Source organism: Longimicrobium sp. (genome assembly GCF_036399935.1).
Taxonomy (GTDB): Bacteria; Gemmatimonadota; Gemmatimonadetes; order Longimicrobiales; family Longimicrobiaceae; genus Longimicrobium.
Window position 1 is genome coordinate 1 of record NZ_DASWMD010000072.1, and the last position, 18,113, is coordinate 18,113.

18 protein-coding genes are annotated in these 18,113 nt (G+C 70.1%); 6 read left to right on the forward strand and 12 right to left on the reverse strand.

What is annotated here, in order from left to right:
* The first annotated feature begins 177 nt into the window (after window positions 1–177).
* Complete coding sequence (locus tag VGB24_RS21505; RefSeq protein ID WP_331074973.1) at window positions 178–990, forward strand: carboxypeptidase regulatory-like domain-containing protein; 813 nt, start codon at window positions 178–180, stop codon at window positions 988–990.
* 34 nt (window positions 991–1,024) lie between these two features.
* Here VGB24_RS21505 and VGB24_RS21510 read toward each other — a convergent pair whose 3' ends face one another.
* From VGB24_RS21510 to VGB24_RS21520, 3 genes are read right to left on the reverse strand one after another with little or no spacing between them, the layout of a single operon-like run.
* Window positions 1,025–2,149, reverse strand: coding sequence for a hybrid sensor histidine kinase/response regulator (locus tag VGB24_RS21510; RefSeq protein WP_331074974.1), 1,125 nt, complete (start codon window positions 2,147–2,149; stop codon window positions 1,025–1,027).
* On the reverse strand, window positions 2,146–2,601 hold the full coding sequence (locus VGB24_RS21515) for a response regulator (protein WP_331074975.1): 456 nt from the start codon (window positions 2,599–2,601) through the stop codon (window positions 2,146–2,148). Before VGB24_RS21515 ends, VGB24_RS21510 begins: the two co-directional genes overlap by 4 nt.
* Window positions 2,598–4,250: a sensor histidine kinase gene (locus tag VGB24_RS21520; protein WP_331074976.1), complete on the reverse strand. Its 1,653-nt coding sequence runs from the start codon at window positions 4,248–4,250 to the stop codon at window positions 2,598–2,600. The genes VGB24_RS21515 and VGB24_RS21520 overlap by 4 nt, the downstream gene beginning before the upstream one ends.
* Before the next feature lie 235 nt (window positions 4,251–4,485).
* Here VGB24_RS21520 and VGB24_RS21525 point away from each other — a divergent pair, with 235 nt between their 5' ends.
* On the forward strand, window positions 4,486–4,899 hold the full coding sequence (locus tag VGB24_RS21525) for a CBS domain-containing protein (RefSeq protein ID WP_331074977.1): 414 nt from the start codon (window positions 4,486–4,488) through the stop codon (window positions 4,897–4,899).
* 291 nt (window positions 4,900–5,190) lie between these two features.
* Here the strand turns inward: VGB24_RS21525 and VGB24_RS21530 are convergent, their stop codons facing one another.
* Window positions 5,191–5,847, reverse strand: a complete 657-nt coding sequence (locus tag VGB24_RS21530) for a response regulator transcription factor (RefSeq protein ID WP_331074978.1) — start codon at window positions 5,845–5,847, stop codon at window positions 5,191–5,193.
* A 223-nt stretch (window positions 5,848–6,070) separates the two neighbouring features.
* Between VGB24_RS21530 and VGB24_RS21535 the strand changes: the two genes are divergently transcribed.
* Entirely contained in the window at window positions 6,071–6,373 is a 303-nt protein-coding gene (locus tag VGB24_RS21535; protein WP_331074979.1) for a type II toxin-antitoxin system HigB family toxin, read from the forward strand.
* A complete protein-coding gene (locus VGB24_RS21540) occupies window positions 6,373–6,768 on the forward strand; it encodes a transcriptional regulator (RefSeq protein ID WP_331074980.1) in 396 nt (131 codons plus the stop codon). Before VGB24_RS21535 ends, VGB24_RS21540 begins: the two co-directional genes overlap by 1 nt.
* A gap of 85 nt (window positions 6,769–6,853) precedes the next feature.
* Here VGB24_RS21540 and VGB24_RS21545 read toward each other — a convergent pair whose 3' ends face one another.
* From VGB24_RS21545 to VGB24_RS21565, 5 genes are all read right to left on the reverse strand, one after another.
* The gene (locus VGB24_RS21545) at window positions 6,854–8,188 is read right to left on the reverse strand and encodes a replication-associated recombination protein A (RefSeq protein WP_331074981.1); all 1,335 of its coding nucleotides are present in this window, start codon (window positions 8,186–8,188) and stop codon (window positions 6,854–6,856) included.
* Window positions 8,185–8,916, reverse strand: a complete 732-nt coding sequence (locus VGB24_RS21550; RefSeq protein ID WP_331023485.1) for a ZIP family metal transporter — start codon at window positions 8,914–8,916, stop codon at window positions 8,185–8,187. Before VGB24_RS21550 ends, VGB24_RS21545 begins: the two co-directional genes overlap by 4 nt.
* Window positions 8,917–9,025: 109 nt before the next feature.
* Entirely contained in the window at window positions 9,026–9,985 is a 960-nt protein-coding gene (locus tag VGB24_RS21555; protein ID WP_331074982.1) for a hypothetical protein, read from the reverse strand.
* 74 nt (window positions 9,986–10,059) lie between these two features.
* Window positions 10,060–10,440: a holo-ACP synthase gene (locus tag VGB24_RS21560; protein ID WP_331074983.1), complete on the reverse strand. Its 381-nt coding sequence runs from the start codon at window positions 10,438–10,440 to the stop codon at window positions 10,060–10,062.
* A 345-nt stretch (window positions 10,441–10,785) separates the two neighbouring features.
* A complete protein-coding gene (locus tag VGB24_RS21565) occupies window positions 10,786–12,207 on the reverse strand; it encodes an alpha-amylase family glycosyl hydrolase (protein WP_331074984.1) in 1,422 nt (473 codons plus the stop codon).
* A 253-nt stretch (window positions 12,208–12,460) separates the two neighbouring features.
* Here VGB24_RS21565 and VGB24_RS21570 point away from each other — a divergent pair, with 253 nt between their 5' ends.
* Together VGB24_RS21570 and VGB24_RS21575 are read left to right on the forward strand one after the other, a co-directional pair.
* Complete coding sequence (locus VGB24_RS21570; protein WP_331074985.1) at window positions 12,461–13,117, forward strand: DUF305 domain-containing protein; 657 nt, start codon at window positions 12,461–12,463, stop codon at window positions 13,115–13,117.
* A 57-nt stretch (window positions 13,118–13,174) separates the two neighbouring features.
* Window positions 13,175–15,154, forward strand: a complete 1,980-nt coding sequence (locus VGB24_RS21575; RefSeq protein WP_331074986.1) for a hypothetical protein — start codon at window positions 13,175–13,177, stop codon at window positions 15,152–15,154.
* An 85-nt stretch (window positions 15,155–15,239) separates the two neighbouring features.
* Here VGB24_RS21575 and VGB24_RS21580 read toward each other — a convergent pair whose 3' ends face one another.
* The 3 genes from VGB24_RS21580 to VGB24_RS21590 form a co-directional block, all read right to left on the reverse strand.
* Window positions 15,240–15,692, reverse strand: a complete 453-nt coding sequence (locus VGB24_RS21580; RefSeq protein WP_331074987.1) for a hypothetical protein — start codon at window positions 15,690–15,692, stop codon at window positions 15,240–15,242.
* A gap of 61 nt (window positions 15,693–15,753) precedes the next feature.
* Window positions 15,754–17,232 carry an MATE family efflux transporter gene (locus tag VGB24_RS21585; protein ID WP_331074988.1) on the reverse strand — a complete coding sequence of 493 codons (1,479 nt, stop codon included), beginning with the start codon at window positions 17,230–17,232 and terminating at the stop codon, window positions 15,754–15,756.
* Between the two features lie 76 nt (window positions 17,233–17,308).
* Window positions 17,309–17,983, reverse strand: coding sequence for an alpha/beta family hydrolase (locus tag VGB24_RS21590; RefSeq protein ID WP_331074989.1), 675 nt, complete (start codon window positions 17,981–17,983; stop codon window positions 17,309–17,311).
* Window positions 17,984–18,113 lie beyond the last annotated feature (130 nt).

Consider the following 18,113-nt stretch of genomic DNA (forward strand, 5'->3'; position numbering starts at 1 on the left):
CGGAGCGGGGTGCCCGTTCAGGGCTCCCCGCTCCGCTTCGTCGCGGATCGGCGACAGCGATCCCGGCCGCGCACGGGCGGAGGGCCGTTCCCTCGTAGGCCTTGGACGCATGCCATGGCCCGCCTATCTTATGTTCTCCCAATCGATGCCCGCGCACTCCCTCCCGTCTTCGTTTCCATGACACTTCCCAGGTTCACGCACCTTCCGTGGCTCGGCATCCTTGCGGCGGTCGCGCTCGCCGCCGCATCGCCCGTACGCGCGCAGACGGGCGAACCCACCAGCCTGATCACGGTGGTGTCCGGGCGAGCCGTGGTGCTGGGCCGCGTGGTGGACGCCGCGACCCTGGCGCCGCTGCCCGGGGCGCAGATTCGCATTTCGACCGTGCCCGGGGTGGCGGAGAGCGATGCGAACGGCGTGTTCACCGTGCCCGACGTTCCGGTGGGCGACCACGAGACGATGGTCTCGCGCATCGGCTACCGCACCCGGACGGGGGTGTGGCGCGTGGGAGAACGGGGATTGGAGCTCGAGGTGAAGATGGAAGTGGAACCGCTGGTGATGGAGGCCATCCAGGTGCAGTCGCGGCGGTTCGAGCGGCGCATGAATTCTTCCGGGGCCGCGGCACGCGGCTTCAATGCGGACGAGCTGAGATCGAGCAGCTATCGCAACGCCAAGGATTTCGTGCGGGCGCGCATGGGCTTCGCGGGCGTCTCGTGCGGCGCGCTGGCGAAACCCGGCGACGGCCCGCAGGATTGCGTGCTGATTCGCGGGGCGCCGACGCTCGTCTGCATCATCGTCGACGAGCGGCCGGCGTTCGGTGGCTGGTTCGAGCTGGAGCTCCTGAACCCGCAGGAGCTCTACCGCGTGGACGTGATCGGCGGGGGAAGAGTCGTGCAGCTGTACACGACGGGTTTTGTGGCGTACTTGACGGCTCGTGGCCAGTCGCCCACCCCCGCCGACCTCCTGTCCATGATCGCCTGCCCGTCGCGCTGACAGGGCCGATCCGGGCGGGGTGAACCGCGGGCGTTCAGGCCAGCGGAAGCGTAAAGTGGAAGGTCGTCCCGCGCCCCGGCTCGCTCTCCACGCCGATCGCGCCGCCGTGCGCCTCCACGATGCCACGCGCGATCGCCAGGCCCAGCCCCGCGCCCGCGCGCCGGGTGCTGCGCGCCTGCCAGAAGCGGTCGAAGACGTGGGGAAGGTGCTCGGGGGGAATTCCCGGCCCCGTGTCGGCGACGGAGACGCGCGCCCCGCCGTCTTCCGCCACGGCTGAGACGATCACGCGCCCGCCCTGCGGCGTGAACTTGACCGCGTTGCCGACGAGGTTCGAGAGCACCTGGTGGATTCGCTCGCGGTCGGCCCATGCGGCGGGGAGATCCGCGCCGATGCTCGCGCTCACCTCCATCGCCTTCTCCGCCGCCATCCCCGCCACGCCGGCGAGCACGTCGTCCACCACCTCCCCCACGTCCAGTTCCGCGGGCTCGAACGACAGGCGGCCCGCCTCGATCGCGGCGACGTCCAGCAGGTCCTGCCGCAGCCGGTCCATCTGCTCGGTGAGGTGGCGGATGGACTCGATGCGGCTCCGAGCGTCAACCTGGTCCGCGGGCAGGGTGCGCTCCAGCACCCTGGCGTGGATCTTCACGGCGCTCAGCGAGTTGCCGATGTCGTGGGCCACGATGCGCAGCACCTCGTCGCGCGCCATCACCGCGGCCTCGGCGGCGGCGCGGGCCTCTTGCTCGTTGCGCAGCAGCCGCGCGCGCTCGCCCTCCAGCCGCTTCCGCTCGATGGCGTAGCGGATGGCGCGGGCCAGGGTGCCGCCCTCCACCGTGCCCTTCACCAGGTAGTCCTGCGCGCCCGACTGCACCGCCTGCACCGCCACCGTCTCGTCCGCCAGCCCCGTCAGCACGATGATGGGCACCTCCGGCGCGGCGTCCAGCATCCGCCCCACCGTCTCCATCCCGTGCGCGTCGGGGAGCGAAAGGTCCAGCAGCACCACCTCCGGCGCCTCGCTCGCCACGAGTTCCAGCGCCTCCGACAGTCGCGACGCGTGGAGGAGGTCGAAGGAGAGCGAGGGGGCTTCGCGCAGCGTTTCGCGCAGCAGCCGCGCATCCCCCGGGTTGTCCTCCACCAGGAGGATGCGGACGGGTTCGGTCACGGCCGCGGCTCGGGAGGCAGCTTTACGATGGTGAACCAGAAGTCCTCGATGGACTTCACCACCGTGATGAACTGGTCCAGGTCCACCGGCTTGGTGATGTAGCAGTTGGCGTGCAGGTCGTACGCGCGGGCGATGTCGCGTTCCGCTTCGGAGGTGGTGAGGATCACCACGGGGATGGTGCGCAGCGCCGGATCGGCCTTGATCTCTTCCAGAACCTCGCGCCCGTCCTTCTTGGGAAGGTTCAGGTCCAGCAGGATCAGGTCGGGCCGGGGCGCGCCGGCGTACCTGCCCTGGCGGCGAAGGAAGGCCAGCGCCTCCACCCCGTCGGGCGCCACCGACAGGTTGTTGTGCACCTTGCCCTCCTTGAGCGCCTCGCGCGTCAGCCGCACGTCGCCCGGGTTGTCTTCCACCAGCAGCACCTCGATGGGCTGCGACGCCGTGCGCGCGGTCATTCCGCCTCGTCTCCCGCGGGAAGGGTGAAGTAGAAGGTGGAGCCCTGCCCCTCGGCCGACTCCACCCAGATCCGGCCGCCGTGCCGCTCCACGATCTTCTTGCAGATGGCCAGGCCGATGCCCGTTCCCGCGTACTCGGCGCGGGTGTGCAGGCGCTGGAAGATCACGAAGATGCGCTGCGCGTACTCCGGCGCGATGCCGATGCCATTGTCGCGCACCGAGATCACCCACTCGCCGTCCGCGCGCTCCGCCGACACGTGCACGCGCGGAGGCTCGGCCCCACGGAACTTCAGCCCGTTGCCCACCAGGTTCTGCAGCACCTGGCCCATCTGCACGGGGTCGGCCTCCACGGTGGGGAGCGGGCCGGCGCTCACCGTGGCCCCACTCTCCTCAATGGCCGTCCGCAGCACGTCGAGCGTGCGTTGGAACACCGCCTCCAGGTCTGCCCGCTCCACCGCGCCGCAGCCCTTGCCCACGCGCGAGTACGCCAGCAGGTCGCCGATCAGCGCCTGCATTCGCGTGACGCCGTCCACCGCGTAGCCGATGAACTCGTGGGCGTCGTCGTCCAGCTTGTCGCGGTAGCGGCGCGCCAGCAGCTGCGTGTAGCTGGCCACCATCCGCAGCGGCTCCTGCAGGTCGTGCGAGGCCACGTAGGCGAACTGCTCCAGGTCGGCGTTGGAGCGGGCCAGCTCCTGCGCCTGCCGGGCCAGCGCGTCCTCCGCCTTGACGCGGTCCGTCACGTCGCGCAGCACGGCGGTGTACAGGCGCTTTCCATCCACCTCCAGCTTGGAGATGGACGCATCCGCCGGGAACACGTCGCCGCTCCACCGGCAGCCGGAGATCTGCCCCCGCTCCCCCATCCGCCGCGCAACGATGGGCGAGTCGCCGAACTCGTGGACGCGGGCCTCGTGGTCGGCGCGGTGCTGCTCCGGGATCAGCATCTCCACGCGCTCGCCCATCACCTGCTCGGCCGTGTAGCCGAAGGTCTGCTCGGCGCCCTGGTTGTAGAAGACGATGCGCTGGTCCTCGTCGATAGAGACGATGGCATCGGAGGAGATGGAGATGATCCCCGCGAACTTGGCCTCGGAGAGCCGGAGCGCCTCTTCGGCCCGGGCCCGCTCGATCACCCGGCCCACCTGCGTTCCCACGTTGGCCATCACGCCCATCAGGGCCCGGTCCGGCGCCAGCGGCCGGTCGGCGAAGAACTCCAGCACCCCCGCCACCTCGCGCCCCACCAGCACGGGAAAGGCGACCGCGGAGTGGATTCCCTCCTCCGCCGCCACCGTGCGGACGAACTCCGGGTCGCGCCGCACGTCCTCGATCCACCCCGGCTCCCCGGTGCTCAGGACGCGGCCCGCCAGCCCCTGGCCGCCGGCGAAACGCGTCTGCCGCGTCACCTCGCGAAACCGGGGGAAGCGCGACGGGTCGGCCAGGTGCCAGATGCCCGTGGACGCCAGCTCGCCCTCGGCCTCCACCAGGTACGCATGTCCCGCAGGCCAGCCCGTGTGGCGGCAGACGGCGTCCAGGCACGTCTGCAGGGCGCCTTCGACGCTGGTGGACTCGTTCGCCGCGACGGCCACCACCTGCAGCAGGCGGACGAGGCCGGGCTCCTCGGTCGAGGCGTCGCGAATGGGAGACGGATCGGTCATGCAAGCTCTTGATTGCGTGTGCGCGGTCGGCCAGAACTTAGGCTGCCGTCCGCGGCGCGAACAGGATTCGTCCGCTCTCCGGCCGACGCGTGATGTGCGGATGCGGAAACTTCCCCACACGGCGTTCCTGCGCCTCCCGGCCACGCGCGGCGTTCGGCGCGGCTAGCTTCAGGGCAGATCGCGCGAACTCCGGCTCGCGCCCATGCACGGTCAACGGAGTGGGGAAAAGCAGGCGATGAAAACGGCTGCCGCGCGGGCGCTGCGGGCGACCACGGTGCGCGACGTCATGAGGATGCAGATGGTGACCGTCGTCCCCGAGATGACGCTGCCGGAGCTTGCGCAGACGCTGCTGGAGTCGGGCGTGCGCTCGGCCCCCGTGCTCGCGCCGACGGGAAAGATCCTGGGCGTGGCGTCGCAGACGGAGCTGGTGCGCCTGTCCGTGTGCCCCGGAAACGCGCCGGAGCGCCTGCGCGTTCGCGACGTCATGGGCCCGGCGGGCCCCACTGTCGGCCCCGACGAGCCCCTGCCCCGCCTGGTCCGCCGCTTCGTCCGCGACCGGGTGCAGCGCGCGCTGGTGGTGGAAAACGGCATCCTGCTGGGCATCGTCACCCCCATCGACGTGCTGACGGCCATCGACGAAGCGCACTGAGGCCCGCTCGGTCGAGTGGGCTCAGTGCGTGTCGCGAGAAGGCGTACGAGGTCTACGGCTGCGACGAGACACAGCGTCCGTCACGCAGATCCGCCGAGTTCTTTTTCTTTAGGCGCGAGTTGCGGAGCCGTTTCGATCCCGGTTTCGCGTCCGGTGGGTGTTCGCCGCACAATGTAACCCGCCCCCTGCTCACCCCTTTTGATCGCGACCGCCTGTTCGGCGCTACGCCGCAGCCTCGCCGCAAGATCCTCGCTGGTGACCCGCACTACGGCGCTCCTATCGTTGTGATCCTCACGCCGGCTTGAGCATCCCCGTCTCCAGCGCCAGCTTCACCAGCTCGGCGCGGTGGGTCAGCCCCAGCTTCTGCATCATCCGGGCGCGGTACGTGTCGACGGTCTTGGGCGAAAGGAACAGCTTCTTGCCGATCTCGGCGCTGCTGTAGCCCTCCGCGGTGAGTGTGAGAACCTCACGCTCCCGCTCGCTGAGCTTGTCGAGCGGCCCTTCTGCCTGCGGCTCGCGCGCCTGCTGGTACTTGCGCAGCAGCACGCGGGTGGCGCTGGGATACAGGAACACCTCGCCGCCCGCGACGGTGCGGATGGCCGTCAGCAGGTCCACGTCCGCGCTGGTCTTGCGCACGAACCCGCTCGCTCCCGCTTCCAGCACCGGCAGCAGGAACTCGTCCTCGGTCTGAGAGGTCAGCACCAGCACCCAGGCGCCGATCTCCAAGGCGGCGATCTGGCGCGTGGCCTCCAGCCCGTCCATCCCGGGCATCGCCAGGTCCATCACCACCACGTCGGGCCGCAGCAGTCGCGTCTTTTCGACGGCCTCCTCGCCGCCCCCCGCCTGCCCGACGACCTGGAAGTCGTCCTCCAAGCCAAGCAGGGCATCCAGCCCGCTGCGCAGCACGGCATGGTCGTCGGCAAGGAGGATGCGGATTTTCGGTGACATCTTCGGATCCGGATTCAAGACGGGTAGCTCTGTCAGGGGGACGCGATGAAGATAGCGCGCCACGTCGCCATCGCGGGTCCGGGTATCCGAATCATCTCTGAGGGGGGTTTCCCCACATGCGCGCGGCGGCGCAGGGAGGTGAGATGCGGCGCCGACGGTTCCCAGAGCGATGGTGAGAGACCCCGGCCTTGATCCCACCACGGGAACACACTACTCTTGTGAGATGCGTATCATCGCACGAAGCACGCTGCGGCAGTTCTGGGAAAACCACTCTCGAGGTGCAGAGGCCGAGACGGCGCTCCAGGTGTGGTTCAGCACGGTGCAGCGGGCGGACTGGGCGGCTCCGCCCGACGTGAAGTCAACATATGGTGACGCGAGCATCTTGAAGGACAGTCGCGTCGTATTCAACATTGCCGGAAATCGCTTCAGGCTGGTCGCCCGCATCAACTATCCTTACCGGGTTGTGTACATCCGGTTCGTGGGCACGCATACAGAGTACGACGACATCGACGCGGAGACGATCTAATGAACCTTGCCATTCACCCGATCCGCACCGAAGCTGACTACAAGGCGGCCCTTGCCCGAGTCGACACCCTGATGAACGCCGAGCCCGGAACCCCGGATGGTGACCATCTGGACGTGCTGGTGACGCTGATCGAGGCATACGAGGCTCGCCACTGGCCCATTCCGTCGCCTGATCCCATCGAAGCCATCCGCGTCCGCATGGAGCAACGGGGCTTGCATCCGCGGGACCTGGAGCCGATGATTGGCTCCCGTGGCCGCGTTTCAGAGGTGCTCTCTCGCAAGCGCCAGCTGACACTCCCCATGATCCGTCGGCTGGCGAAAGAACTGGATCTTCCGGCGGACGTGCTCATTCAGGAATCGCAGGAAATCCCGGCACGCGGACGCGACGCGGCGTAGCAGGGTGTGTGTGACAAAAAAGGAGAACCCGCCGGCCACGTAGCCGAGCGGGTTCTTCTGCTTCCGTGAACAATGGAGGTCGACTTCACCCCGGGTCGCCGCGGTCCCGCATGCGGGCGGCGATCTTGGCTTCGTAGCCGCGGTCCGTGGGCTCGTAGAAGCGCTGGTCGGCGATGTCGTCGGGCAGCGTTTGCAGGGGCGTGTAGCCGCCCGAATAGTCGTGGGCGTACTTGTAGCCCTCGCCGAAGCCCCACTCCTTCATCAGCGACGTGGTGGGGTTGCGCAGGTGCAGCGGGATGGGCGCGTCGGGGTGCTCGCGCGCGGCCTGCGCGGCGGCGCCCCCCGCCAGGTACGCGCGGTTCGACTTCGGCGCGTTCGCCACGTACAGGATGGCGTTGTACAGCGGCAGCAGCCCCTCGGGCACGCCCAGGCGCTCGTACGCCAGCATGGCGTTCACACAGACGATGCCCGCCTGCGGGTCCGCCAGTCCCACGTCCTCGTACGCGGCGGCCACCAGGCGGCGGAAGACCGTCTTGGGGTCCTCTCCCACCTGGATCATCCGCATGGCCCAGTACAGCGCGCCGCTTCCCGTACTCGCCCGCAGCGACTTGTGGAAGGCGGACAGCATCTCGTACATCAGCGAGGTGTCGTAGCGCGCCGTGGGGCGCTGCAGCGCCTCGCGCACGTCCTCGGGCGTGATCGTCCCCGTTTCCGCCAGCCGCGCGGCGATCTCCAGCCCCGTCAGCGCCTGCCGCGCGTCGCCGCCCGTGTGGCGCACCAGCACGTCCTCGGCCTGGGGGTCGATGGACACGCCCGCGCCGCCCAGCCCCCGCTCCTCGTCCGCCAGCGCGCGGCGGACCACGCTGCGCACGTCGTCCTCGCTCAGCGGCTCCAGCACCAGCACGCGCGAGCGAGAGAGGACGGCGGGGTTGATCTCGAAGGCCGGGTGCTCCGTCGTGGCGCCCACCAGCGTCATCAGCCCCGACTCGATCCACGGAAGAAGGAAGTCCTGCTGCCCCTTGTTCAGCCGATGGATCTCGTCGACGAACAGCAGCGTGCGCTGGCCCGCCTTCTTCCGCATCTCGGCCTCCTTCACCACCTCGCGCAGCCGCGGCACCCCCTCGCTGACGGCGTTGAAGGGAAGGAACGAAAAGCCGCTCTCCCCCGCGATCACCCGGGCGAGCGTGGTCTTGCCGCTTCCCGGCGGGCCGTGGAGGATGAGGTTGGGCAGGTGCCCCGTCGCCAGCAGCTTCCGCAGCGTGCCGTCCGGCCCCGCCAGGTGCTGCTGGCCCACGATCTCGTCCAGCGTGCGCGGCCGCATCCGCTCCGCCAGCGGCGCGGACGATTCGGCCGCGGGCGGCGCGTCGGCGGCCTTCTTCGCGGGGGGCTGGGCCTCGCCGAACAGGGACAGGTCGCTCACGGGTGCACGTAGCGGCGAAGGACGAGGTACGTGGCATAGAACAGCCCCGCGCCCAGGAACACGGCCAGCGCCGACCCTCGGCTGGGCTTCTTCTGCACCTCGGGCACCAGGTTGGATGCGCCCACGTACAGCGTGACCCCCGCGCTCAGCGCCAGCCCCGTGGTGGAAAGCATCTTCACCTGCGAGGTCAGCAGCACGCCCAGCACGGTGGAAAGTCCCAGCAGCAGCACGGCCACGATGGCACGGCGGCGCGAGTTGCCACTGGCCAGCATGATGGAGGCGACGGTCACGCCCTCGGGCATCTTGTGGATGAGGATGGCCAGGAACACGAGCAGACCCAGCCATTCGCCCACCGCGAAGCCGCTGGCGATGGCCACGCCGTCGAAGAAGGTGTGCAGCAGCAGCCCCAGCAGCGCGGCCGTCCCCACCCAGGGGTTCACCATCGCGTGCTGGTGCGTTTCCTCGCCGAAGTGGAAGTGCGGGGTAAGGACGTGCTGCGTCAGGTGCACCAGCAGGTAGCCCACCAGCACGGCGACCGCGGCGTTGGGCCCCGCCTCCACGGCGTGCGGAATCATCCCCACCAGCGCCGTGGCGATCATGAAGCCGGCGCCGAAGGCAATCATCAGGCGCTGCGTGGCCCGCCCGGTGTTCGACGGGGCGGTGATGATCAGCCCGCCGAGCAGGTTGGCTCCGGCCGCGGCCAGGGCGTACAGCAGCGCCGTGTTCAAGTTTCCAGCGGTCCCGGTACGGTCGGAGAAGAACGGTGCGAACGGCGGCAAAGTGGCCGCGCGACGCGAGCGCTGTCAACCAGCCTCGGACGCGCCGCCGCTCTCCCGATCAGTTCCGCACGACCGTCACCGGCTCGAACACCGTCGCCCGGCCGGGCAGAATGGCCACCCGCGCCGTCCCATGGCCGCTCTCCTCGCCGTCGGGCCCAATACGAAGGGCCCCCACATCCTGGAACGACGGCTGCTCCGCCGCGGGAATCAGCAGTTCCCGGCCCTGTGCGCGGCCCAGGTACAGCGTTTCGGCATCGACGGTTCGCGATCCGCCCATCGTCCTCACCCGCACGGGCTTTTCCAGCGTCAGCTTCCACACGGGGTACAGCGGACCATGCGGGTGCTCGATCAGCATCAGTTCCGGAACCATGCTGACGCGCGCGCCCGTCAGGCGCGAGACGAGCACGACGGCATGCTCCGGCGTCAGGGGAGATGCGCGGCCCGCGCGAGTGCTGTCCAGTGGAATGCCGGCGGTGACGAAGTGCATTCCGCTCAGCACGGGCAGGTGCAGCCTCCCGTCTTCCGCGATGCCCACGTCGGTGTTGTAGGCGGAGACGGCACTGATCAGTTCGGCCCCACGGTTGGTCCCCATTCGCACCAGGTAGTAGGGCCCCACCACCCGCCGAAACGCTGGATGAAATCCGTCCGGGAACACGGCGTACGGGGTGGATGCGAAGAACACCCTTGGTTCGGCCCGCAGCCGCGTGATGTCTATGGAGCGGCCGCGATCCTCTTCCCAGTGCTTTTCGAGGGCGGGCCCAAAGGACAACACCTCCGAGGCAGCCAGCTCGCGCGCCCGCTCGGGAGTGATGATGGGGAGCCCGGAGGGTGAAACGGGGGCCGGGAAAACGAACAGCCCGTCGGCCCCGAGGTTTTCCGCCGCGGCCCCGGTCACGTACGGCCGGACGTCAGGCACCGGCCCGGGACCGCTGATCCCGGGTCCGTCGCACGATGCCAGCAGCAGCGTGAGGGAGCCGCACAGAACGGCGGCGGCAGGTCTGATCAAGATACGGTGCATGTCGCTGCTTTCAATCGAAAGTGAGCCTCCGGGCTGGCTGCATAGACCTCCCGGTCCGCTGACCTGCGGCCTGGTCAGTCTGCTTCCAGCACCACGAAGGCGGCGGCGGTCTCGTCGGTGTGGGTCAGCGACAGGTGGATGCGGACGATCCCCCGCTCCCCCGCGATCTCCGCGGCCCGCCCCGCCAGCCGCAGCGACGGCGCGCCCGACTCGGCCGACACCACCTCCACTTCCGTCCATCGCCCCCCGAGCCCCCACCCGGTGCCCAGCGCCTTGAAGAACGCCTCCTTGGCCGCGAACCGCGCCGCGAACGATTCCGCCGGCGACTTGGCCGCGGCGCAGCGCTCCGCCTCGCTCGCGGTGTAGAAGCGCGCGACGGCTGCCTGGCCCCGCCGCTCCATCAGCTCGCGGAAGCGGGGGATGTTCACCATGTCGATGCCGATGCCGGCAATCACGGGCGTGCCCTTGCGCGGGGGGACGGCGGGCGGCGACCTTGCCGGCCGGCGCGCGCTGGGAGGGATGCGGCACGGGTTTGGCGAAACGGCTCCGCACCGGCGGGGCGGCTGGCCGGAACTGGATTCGGAATCGAAGAGCGAGGAGACGTGGCCCGGAATCCCTGGAAGAACCGGTTTCGCCTGCTGACGCCGGTACTCATCGGTATCGTCGCGGGTATTTTCATGGGCTGGGTGCTGGTGCAGCTGCTGATCCTGCGGTGACCGCCGGCCGCGCCGGCCTGCCATGGTGCGAGCAAAAGAGACGCCCCCCCGGGCGTCTCTTTCCGTTCCACCCGGCTTTCGCCCCTAGCGCACCAGCACCCGGTAGCCGTGCGCGGGAATGTTCAGCCGCCCGGCGGCGCCCAGCTGCACCCAGTCCTTGCTGAACCAGTCGGTGTACGCGCCGGGGTGCGCCAGCCCCTGGTACCCCACGGCCGCCGTCCTGTCGCCGAAGTTCACGGCCACCAGCACCGTGTTGTTTCCCTGCGTGCGGGTGAAGGCGTACACCCGGTCGCCGCCGTCCGTCTGCAGCTTCAGCTGCGGCGCGCCCCACGGGCCGTTGCCCAGCGCCGGCTGCGTGTGCTTCAGCCCGAACATGGCCGAGTAGAACGGGGCCAGCGACGGGCCGCTCCAGTCCACCGTGTCTTTTTCGAAGAAGCGCAGCCGCTTGTTCAGGCTGGCCTCTTGGCCGGTGTACAGCAGCGGGATGGAGTTCTGCGCCGTGGCGCTCAGCACGAAGGCAGCCAGGTGGTTGCGGCCCATGCGCTCGAACTCCGTGCCCTGCCAGCTGTTCTCGTCGTGGTTGCTGGTGAACGTCATGCGGTACGCGCCGCGGCCGTACAGGCTGTCCTGCCGGGCGAAGTAGGGGTCCAGCTCGGCCGTGCCCTTCTTGCCCTGCGCGATCTCGTTCAGCAGGTGGTGCATCTCCCACGCGTAGGAGGCGTGGAACCACTGGTGAAGGCGCGGGTCCTCGGCTTCGGCGAGCAGGAACAGGTCGGGCCTGGCGGACACGAGGGCGGGACGGGCCTCCGCCCAGAACTCGTACGGAACGCCCCACGCCACGTCGGCGCGAAAGCCGTCGATGCCCATTTCGTCCAGCCACCACCGCATCTCGCCGATCATCGCGCGGCGCATGTCGGCGTTGCCGAAGTTCAGGTCGGCCACGTCGGTCCAGTCCGTTTCCTTGCCCTGCTGGTCCAGCGGAAAGGAGATGGAGCCGTCGGGGCGCAGCGTGTACCAGTTGCGGTGCTCGCGCGTCCACGCGTGGTCGTGCGCCGTGTGGTTGGCCACCCAGTCGAGGATCACCCGCAGCCCCTGCCGGTGCGCCGCATCCACGAAACGCTTGAAGTCCGCCTCGGTCCCGTGCTCGGGGTTGATGGCGGTGTAGTCGCGGATGGAGTAGTAGCTGCCCAGCCCGCCCTTGCGGTTCTGCACACCGATGGGCTGAATGGGCATCAGCCACAGGATGTCGACGCCCAGCCCCTTCAGCCGGGGCAGGTGCGGCTCCAGCGCGGCGAAGGTGCCCTCGGCGGTGAACTGGCGTACGTTCACCTCGTAGATCACCGCGTTGCGCGACCAGGCGGGATAGAACGAGGTGTCGGCAGCGGGGGGGGAAAGCGCGATGGTGGCCGGCGGGATGCCGGCCCCGGGTACCATGCCGGGTGCCGGCGGCGCCGCGCAGGCGGCCAGCGCGAGGACGGCGGATAGGCGAAGCAGGGCTGTGTTCATCGGGAGACGGCGGGTGTCGGGGAGAACGAGCCGGGCGGGGATGAGTTAACGATTCTCGCGCCGATTGTCCACCGCGGGAGATCGCGGGGGAGGGGTGCGTGGAACCCTCGCGCCCGTTCTCGCGTACGTCACGCGGCGCACCGCACTTGCCAACGCTCCCCGACGTGCTAGAATTGCAGCATGTAGGAAAGCCCGGCCCATTCCGCACCCGCAGGAGCCACCCGGAATGCCGTTCTCGCCCGCTCGATCCTGTTTGGCCCTCGCAGCCGCCGCCGCGCTCTCCGCGTGCGGCGGTACCACGCCGGAGCCCGTCGCGGCCCCGGCGCCCGTATCGGCCGCGCCCCAGCCCGTCCCCACGCCCCACCCGGCTCCGCAGGGCGGCATGACGGCGCTGGACGTGGCGCGACACGCGTGGGTGCCGGCGGACGCCGAGTTCATGACGGGGATGATCGGGCACCATGCGCAGGCGGTGGAAATCTCGCGCCTGGTGCCCACCCGCGCCCAGAGCCCCGCGGTCAAGCGGCTGGCGGAGCGGATCATCAACGCGCAGGAAGACGAGATCGCCTCCATGCAGCAGTGGCTGCGCGACCGCGGCCAGCCGATTCCGGACGCGGCGCACGCGCACCACGCGGCCGGGCACGCGATGATGCCGGGCATGCTGACGCCGGAGCAGGTGAGCCAGCTGCAGCGGGCCACCGGCGCCGAGTTCGACCGGCTGTTCCTGAACCTGATGATCCAGCACCACCGCGGGGCCGTGTCCATGGTCCAGCGGCTGTTCGGAACGCAGGGCGCCGGCCAGGACGAAACCGTGTTCAAGTTCGCGTCGGACGTCGGCGTCGACCAGACCACCGAGATCGCCCGGATGCAGCGGATGCTCGCGGACGTGACGTTCGGTACCCCATCGCCCTGACCGCTCCCAGCCGAGCGGCCGCGGCGCGCCCCACCTCACCCAGCTGAAGGAACACCCATGTCCGTCTCTCCGCCCCGCCCCGCGCGGGTACCATTCACCGCCCCGTGGGCCCGGCTGTCGCTGGCCCTGGCACTTTCGGCGGCCGCCGTGCCCGCGGCGGCCCAGGGAACGTCGCAGACCGACCCGCGCGTGGGGCTGCGCGCCGGCATGTACGACGCGGCCGAGGCCGCGTGGAACCTGCGTGTGGTCAGCAAGTCGCGCCCGGCGCCCGGCTTCGAGCGCAGCACCAACTCCGACCTGGCGTTCAGCCGCAACTACGCCATCCAGGGCAACTACAACGGCTGGCAGATCTGGGACATTTCCAACCCGGCCCAGCCCTCGCTGGCGACGGCGTTCGTGTGCCCGGCCTCGCAGAGCGACGTGTCGGTGCACGGCAATTTGCTCTTCATCTCCGGCGAAGGCCTTTCCGGGCGCCTGGACTGCGGCACCCAGGGCGTGCGCGACACGGTGAGCACCGAGCGGCTTCGCGGCCTGCGCATCTTCGACATCAGCGACATCCGCAACCCGCGGAACGTGGGCAACGTGCAGACCTGCCGCGGCTCGCACACGCACACCGTGCTGGCCGACCCGCGCGACCGTGAGAACGTGTACGTCTACATCTCGGGCTCGTCGCAGCTGCGCTCGCCCAACGAGCTTCCGGGGTGCGTGGGCGGCGCGCCGGGCGAAAACCCCAACTCGGCGCTCTTCCGCATCGAGGTGATCAAGGTGCCGCTGGCGCACCCCGAGCGCGCGGCCATCGTCAGCTCGCCGCGCATCTTCAACGACCTGACGGCCCCGGCGCGCCACGGCGAGGCGCCCGAAGACGTGGCCCGCGCCGCCGCGACCGCGGCCGCCGCCCGCGCCCGCGGTGAGTACACCGTGACCATCCAGGGCATGGAGCGCGTGGCGCCTGGCCAGTTCATCCAGCCGCTCCTGGACAGCATCGTCAAGCAGCGCGGCGGCACCGGCCCCGCCACCGCGGCCGACAGCGCCGCCCTGCGCCGCGACCTGCAGGGCATCGTCAACCGGATGTTCGCCGAGGAAGAGGGCGAGGGCCCGCGCCCCGGCCCCACGCAGTGCCACGACATTACCGTGTACCCGGGCATCGGGCTGGCGGGCGGCGCGTGCGAGGGCTACGGCATGCTGCTGGACATCCGCGACCCGGCCAACCCGGTGCGCATCGCCGCCGTGGCCGACAGCAACTTCTCGTACTGGCACTCGGCCACCTTCAACAACGACGGCACCAAGGTGCTGTTCAGCGACGAGTGGGGCGGCGGCGGCCAGGCCAAGTGCCGCGCCACCGACCGGCCGGAGTGGGGCGCCAACGCCATCTTCACCATCGAGAACGGCCGCGACATGCGGTTCCGGAGCTACTACAAGCTCCCCGCGCCCCAGACGGCGCTGGAAAACTGCGTGGCGCACAACGGCTCGCTGATCCCCATCCCGGGGCGCGACGTGATGGTGCAGGCGTGGTACCAGGGCGGCATCTCGGTGTTCGACTGGACGGACGCGGCGCGCCCGTTCGAAATCGCCTACCATGACCGCGGGCCGTCGGATTCCACGCGCATGGGCCCCGGCGGGTCGTGGTCCGTGTACTGGTACAACGGCGCCATCGTCAGCTCCGAGATCTCGCGCGGGCTCGACATCTTCGAGCTGCAGCCCAGCCAGTTCCTGTCGCGCAACGAGATCGACGCGGCGAACACGGTCAAGCTGGAGCAGCTGAACCCGCAGGGGCAGCCCAAGTTCGTGTGGCCGCCCAGCTTTGCGCTGGCGCGCGCCTACGTGGACCAGCTGGAGCGCTCCAGCGGGCTGGCCGCCGGGCGCATCACCGCGGTCCGGCAGGCGCTGACCACCGCGGAGCGCGCCTCGGGCGCGGGCCGCCGCACGGCGCTGAACACCCTGGCCACGAGCCTGGACGGCGACGCAGGCCGCTCGTCCGACGGCGCCAAGGTGCGCATGCTGGCGGGCGCCGTTCGCGACCTGGCCCGCGCGCGGTAAGCCGGGCAGCACGGTCGACGGACAACGAGAACCGCCCCGGGCCAGGTGCCCGGGGCGGTTCGCGTTTCGTACGATCACGGCCGTGCTAGCCTCGAACGGCGCCGCCGTCGGCGTGGCTATGGAACGCGCGCCTGACGTAGCGCCACCCCGCCGGATCGCGGACGAAGAAGAAGTTGTTCTGGTCGACGAAAAACGTGAGCGCATACGGGTCGTCGACCGGCGCGGGCCAGCCGGTGCCCTGTTCCACCAGGACGACCGCCGTGTCGCCGCGAAAGTCCAGGTGGCGTGTGACGATCCAGTTGCGATAGCCGCGCCTCGGGGGCAGGGCGGCTTCGGGCGCGGCCTGCAGGAAGACGGCGACGGCGGAATCGAACGCCGTGCTGGGCGCACTTACCTCGAGCCGGTTCCTCCGCCCGACCTGCGGCACGACGGTCTCCACGAGGAACGCTCCCACGGCCTGCGCCAGGCCGGCGGTGTCGGGCACCTGCGCGGCGGCGGGCGTGGGCCCCAGCACGAGTGCGGCGCTCACGAGCGCCATCCGCATCATCCGTCGCTGCATTCCCTTCCCCCTGTCGTGTGGGCGCCGGCCGGACGGACGGCTAGCGCCGGACCTCCACCGCGATGTTCCTCCACTTCCCCTGCCGGAAGCGCAGGACGCTGAGGGCGCAGCGCGTGGTGTGGCCGGCCAGGATGGCGAGCCAGATGTCCAGCGGGTCCAGCGTGGCCACGCGCTCCACCACGGCGCAGATGCCCAGCGGCACCATCACCTGCGAGACGATGGAGATGTAGAGCGGCCCCTTGGTGTCGCCCGTGCCCTGCAGGCCGCCGGTGTAGGTGAGCGCCACGGCGATCATCAGCCCCGATACGCTCAGGATGCGCAGCAGCTGCACGCCGATGTCCACCACCCCGGGCTCGTCCATGCCGAACACGCCCAGCAGCGTGCGGGGGAGAAAGAAGAAGAACAGCCCCAGGAACCCCGCGCCGGCCATGGCGATGCGCGCCGCCACGTGCACCGCCTCGTTGGCGCGGTCCGGCTGGCCCGCGCCCAGGTTCTGCCCGGCGACGGCGGCGGCGGCGCCCATCAGCCCCACGGACGTCCAGGTGACCAGCGAAAACAGCTGCCCGTACGACACCGCGTACGCCGCCTGCGCCGCCGCGCTCTGCGCCAGCGAGCCGATGAACGCCAGCAGCAGCAGCCCTCCGACGTTCATGGCGATCCCCTGGATCCCCGCCGGCAGGCCGAAGCGGAAGAGCGACTTGATGATCCCCCAGTCCGGCGCGTACCCCCGCCCCTTGGGGAACGACACCACCCATCCGCCGTGCCACAGCTTGAAGAGCGAGTACGCGCCCAGCAGCCCGGCCGCGATCACCGTTCCCATCGCCGCCCCGGCCGTGCCGTAGGCGGGAATGGGGCCCACGCCGGTGATGAACACCACGTTCAGCGCGATGTTCATCAGCGTCATGGCGATGCCCAGCACCATGGGCGTGCGCGCGTCGCCCGCGGAGCGCAGGGCGCCGCTGGTGAGGAAGAAGAGCAGCATTCCGCTGCTGAACACCATGGAAATGCGCAGGTAGGGCAGCGCCTCGGCCTGCACGGCGGCGGTGGCGTTCACCAGGGTCAGCAGCGCCGGCGCGGCGAACCATCCCACCGGCGCCAGCACCAGGACGGAGATGCCGAGCGCGGTGAGGAACGCCTGGTAGACGGTGCGGTCGGCCATCTCCTCGTCGCCCGCGCCCACGAAGCGCGCCACCAGCACGCTCATTCCCGTGAACACCGACATGATGAAGACCACGATGACGATCCAGATCTGCGTGGCCACCCCGATGCCGGCGTTGGCGGTGAAGCCCACGTAGTGGCCCACCATCACGTGGTCGACGATGCCCTGCAGCCCGCCGAAGATGTTCGTGAGCATGGTGGGCCAGGCCAGCTTCCACACGGCGGGCGCCAGCGGCCCCTCGATGAGCGAGCGGTCGTAGCGCCGCCCCGGCGCGGCGATGGCGGCGGGCGCGGCGGTGCTGGCGGGCGGCGCGGCGGCCGTCTGCGGCGGATCGGTGGGTGCGGCGGCGGGCGGATTCAACGAAAGCTCTCCAGGTTCAGGACGTACCACAACGGATACTGCCCATCGCCGCGTGCCGCATGGGTCAGGTGGCCCATCAGCGTAAGCCCGCGAGCCAGCCGCGCGTCGTGTCGGCCACTTCGTCCACCACCTGCTCGTCGGTGCGGCCGGACGACTTGAGCACGTGGAACGAGTGGTCGGCGCCTTCCAGCCAGTGCATCGTCCAGTTGGGCCCCACGCGCGTCAGCGTCGCCTCCATCAGGTCGCGCCTGCACAGTGCGTCCCGGGTGCCGTTGAAGCAGAGCACGGGTGCCTGGATGGACGGCAGGTGCGCGTCGCGAAGCTTTTCGGGCTGCTTGTCGGGGTGCAGCGGATAGGCGAGAAGGAGAAGCCCGTCGCACGCGAACCCCTCCGCCGCCAGCATTGACGCGGCCCGCCCCCCCATCGACCGCCCGCCGATGACCAGCAGCGGCGGCCGAAGCTCCTCCCGCACCCGCGCCACGACGGCCGACACGCACTCCATCAGCCGCGGCATGGGGTCCGGCCTGCCCGATCCCTTCTCGCGATACACGAAGTTGAACCGCACGGTCGACAGGCCGCGCGCGCGGAACGCCGCACCCAGCTTCAGCATCCCCGCATCGTCCATCCGGCCACCCGCGCCGTGCGCGAACACGAACACGCCACCCGCATCCCCCGCGGCTTCGTACACGGCCGTGACGGCGTCTGCACCAACCTCCACCCGCCACGGAGCGCTCGCTGGTGATGCTGTCATATCACGCGGAGGGACGAGGGAGATCGCGCGGAAAACGTGCGCGGCTGGCCCCAAGCTCAGGCCGCCCACCCCCGCGCGCAAGACCCGGAAAGCCCGCGCACCTGTGGCCGAACGCAAATCCTTGTAGAAT

Excerpts from the sequence above, each read along its gene's own strand:
- VGB24_RS21505 (WP_331074973.1), top strand. The coding sequence starts at position 178 with ATGACACTTCCCAGGTTCACGCACCTTCCGTGGCTCGGCATCCTTGCG.
- VGB24_RS21515 (WP_331074975.1), bottom strand. The coding sequence starts at position 2,601 with ATGACCGCGCGCACGGCGTCGCAGCCCATCGAGGTGCTGCTGGTGGAA.
- VGB24_RS21520 (WP_331074976.1), bottom strand. The coding sequence starts at position 4,250 with ATGACCGATCCGTCTCCCATTCGCGACGCCTCGACCGAGGAGCCCGGC.
- VGB24_RS21525 (WP_331074977.1), top strand. The coding sequence starts at position 4,486 with ATGAAAACGGCTGCCGCGCGGGCGCTGCGGGCGACCACGGTGCGCGAC.
- VGB24_RS21530 (WP_331074978.1), bottom strand. The coding sequence starts at position 5,847 with ATGTCACCGAAAATCCGCATCCTCCTTGCCGACGACCATGCCGTGCTG.
- VGB24_RS21535 (WP_331074979.1), top strand. The coding sequence starts at position 6,071 with ATGCGTATCATCGCACGAAGCACGCTGCGGCAGTTCTGGGAAAACCAC.
- VGB24_RS21540 (WP_331074980.1), top strand. The coding sequence starts at position 6,373 with ATGAACCTTGCCATTCACCCGATCCGCACCGAAGCTGACTACAAGGCG.
- VGB24_RS21555 (WP_331074982.1), bottom strand. The coding sequence starts at position 9,985 with ATGCACCGTATCTTGATCAGACCTGCCGCCGCCGTTCTGTGCGGCTCC.
- VGB24_RS21565 (WP_331074984.1), bottom strand. The coding sequence starts at position 12,207 with ATGAACACAGCCCTGCTTCGCCTATCCGCCGTCCTCGCGCTGGCCGCC.
- VGB24_RS21575 (WP_331074986.1), top strand. The coding sequence starts at position 13,175 with ATGTCCGTCTCTCCGCCCCGCCCCGCGCGGGTACCATTCACCGCCCCG.
- VGB24_RS21580 (WP_331074987.1), bottom strand. The coding sequence starts at position 15,692 with ATGGCGCTCGTGAGCGCCGCACTCGTGCTGGGGCCCACGCCCGCCGCC.
- VGB24_RS21590 (WP_331074989.1), bottom strand. The coding sequence starts at position 17,983 with ATGACAGCATCACCAGCGAGCGCTCCGTGGCGGGTGGAGGTTGGTGCA.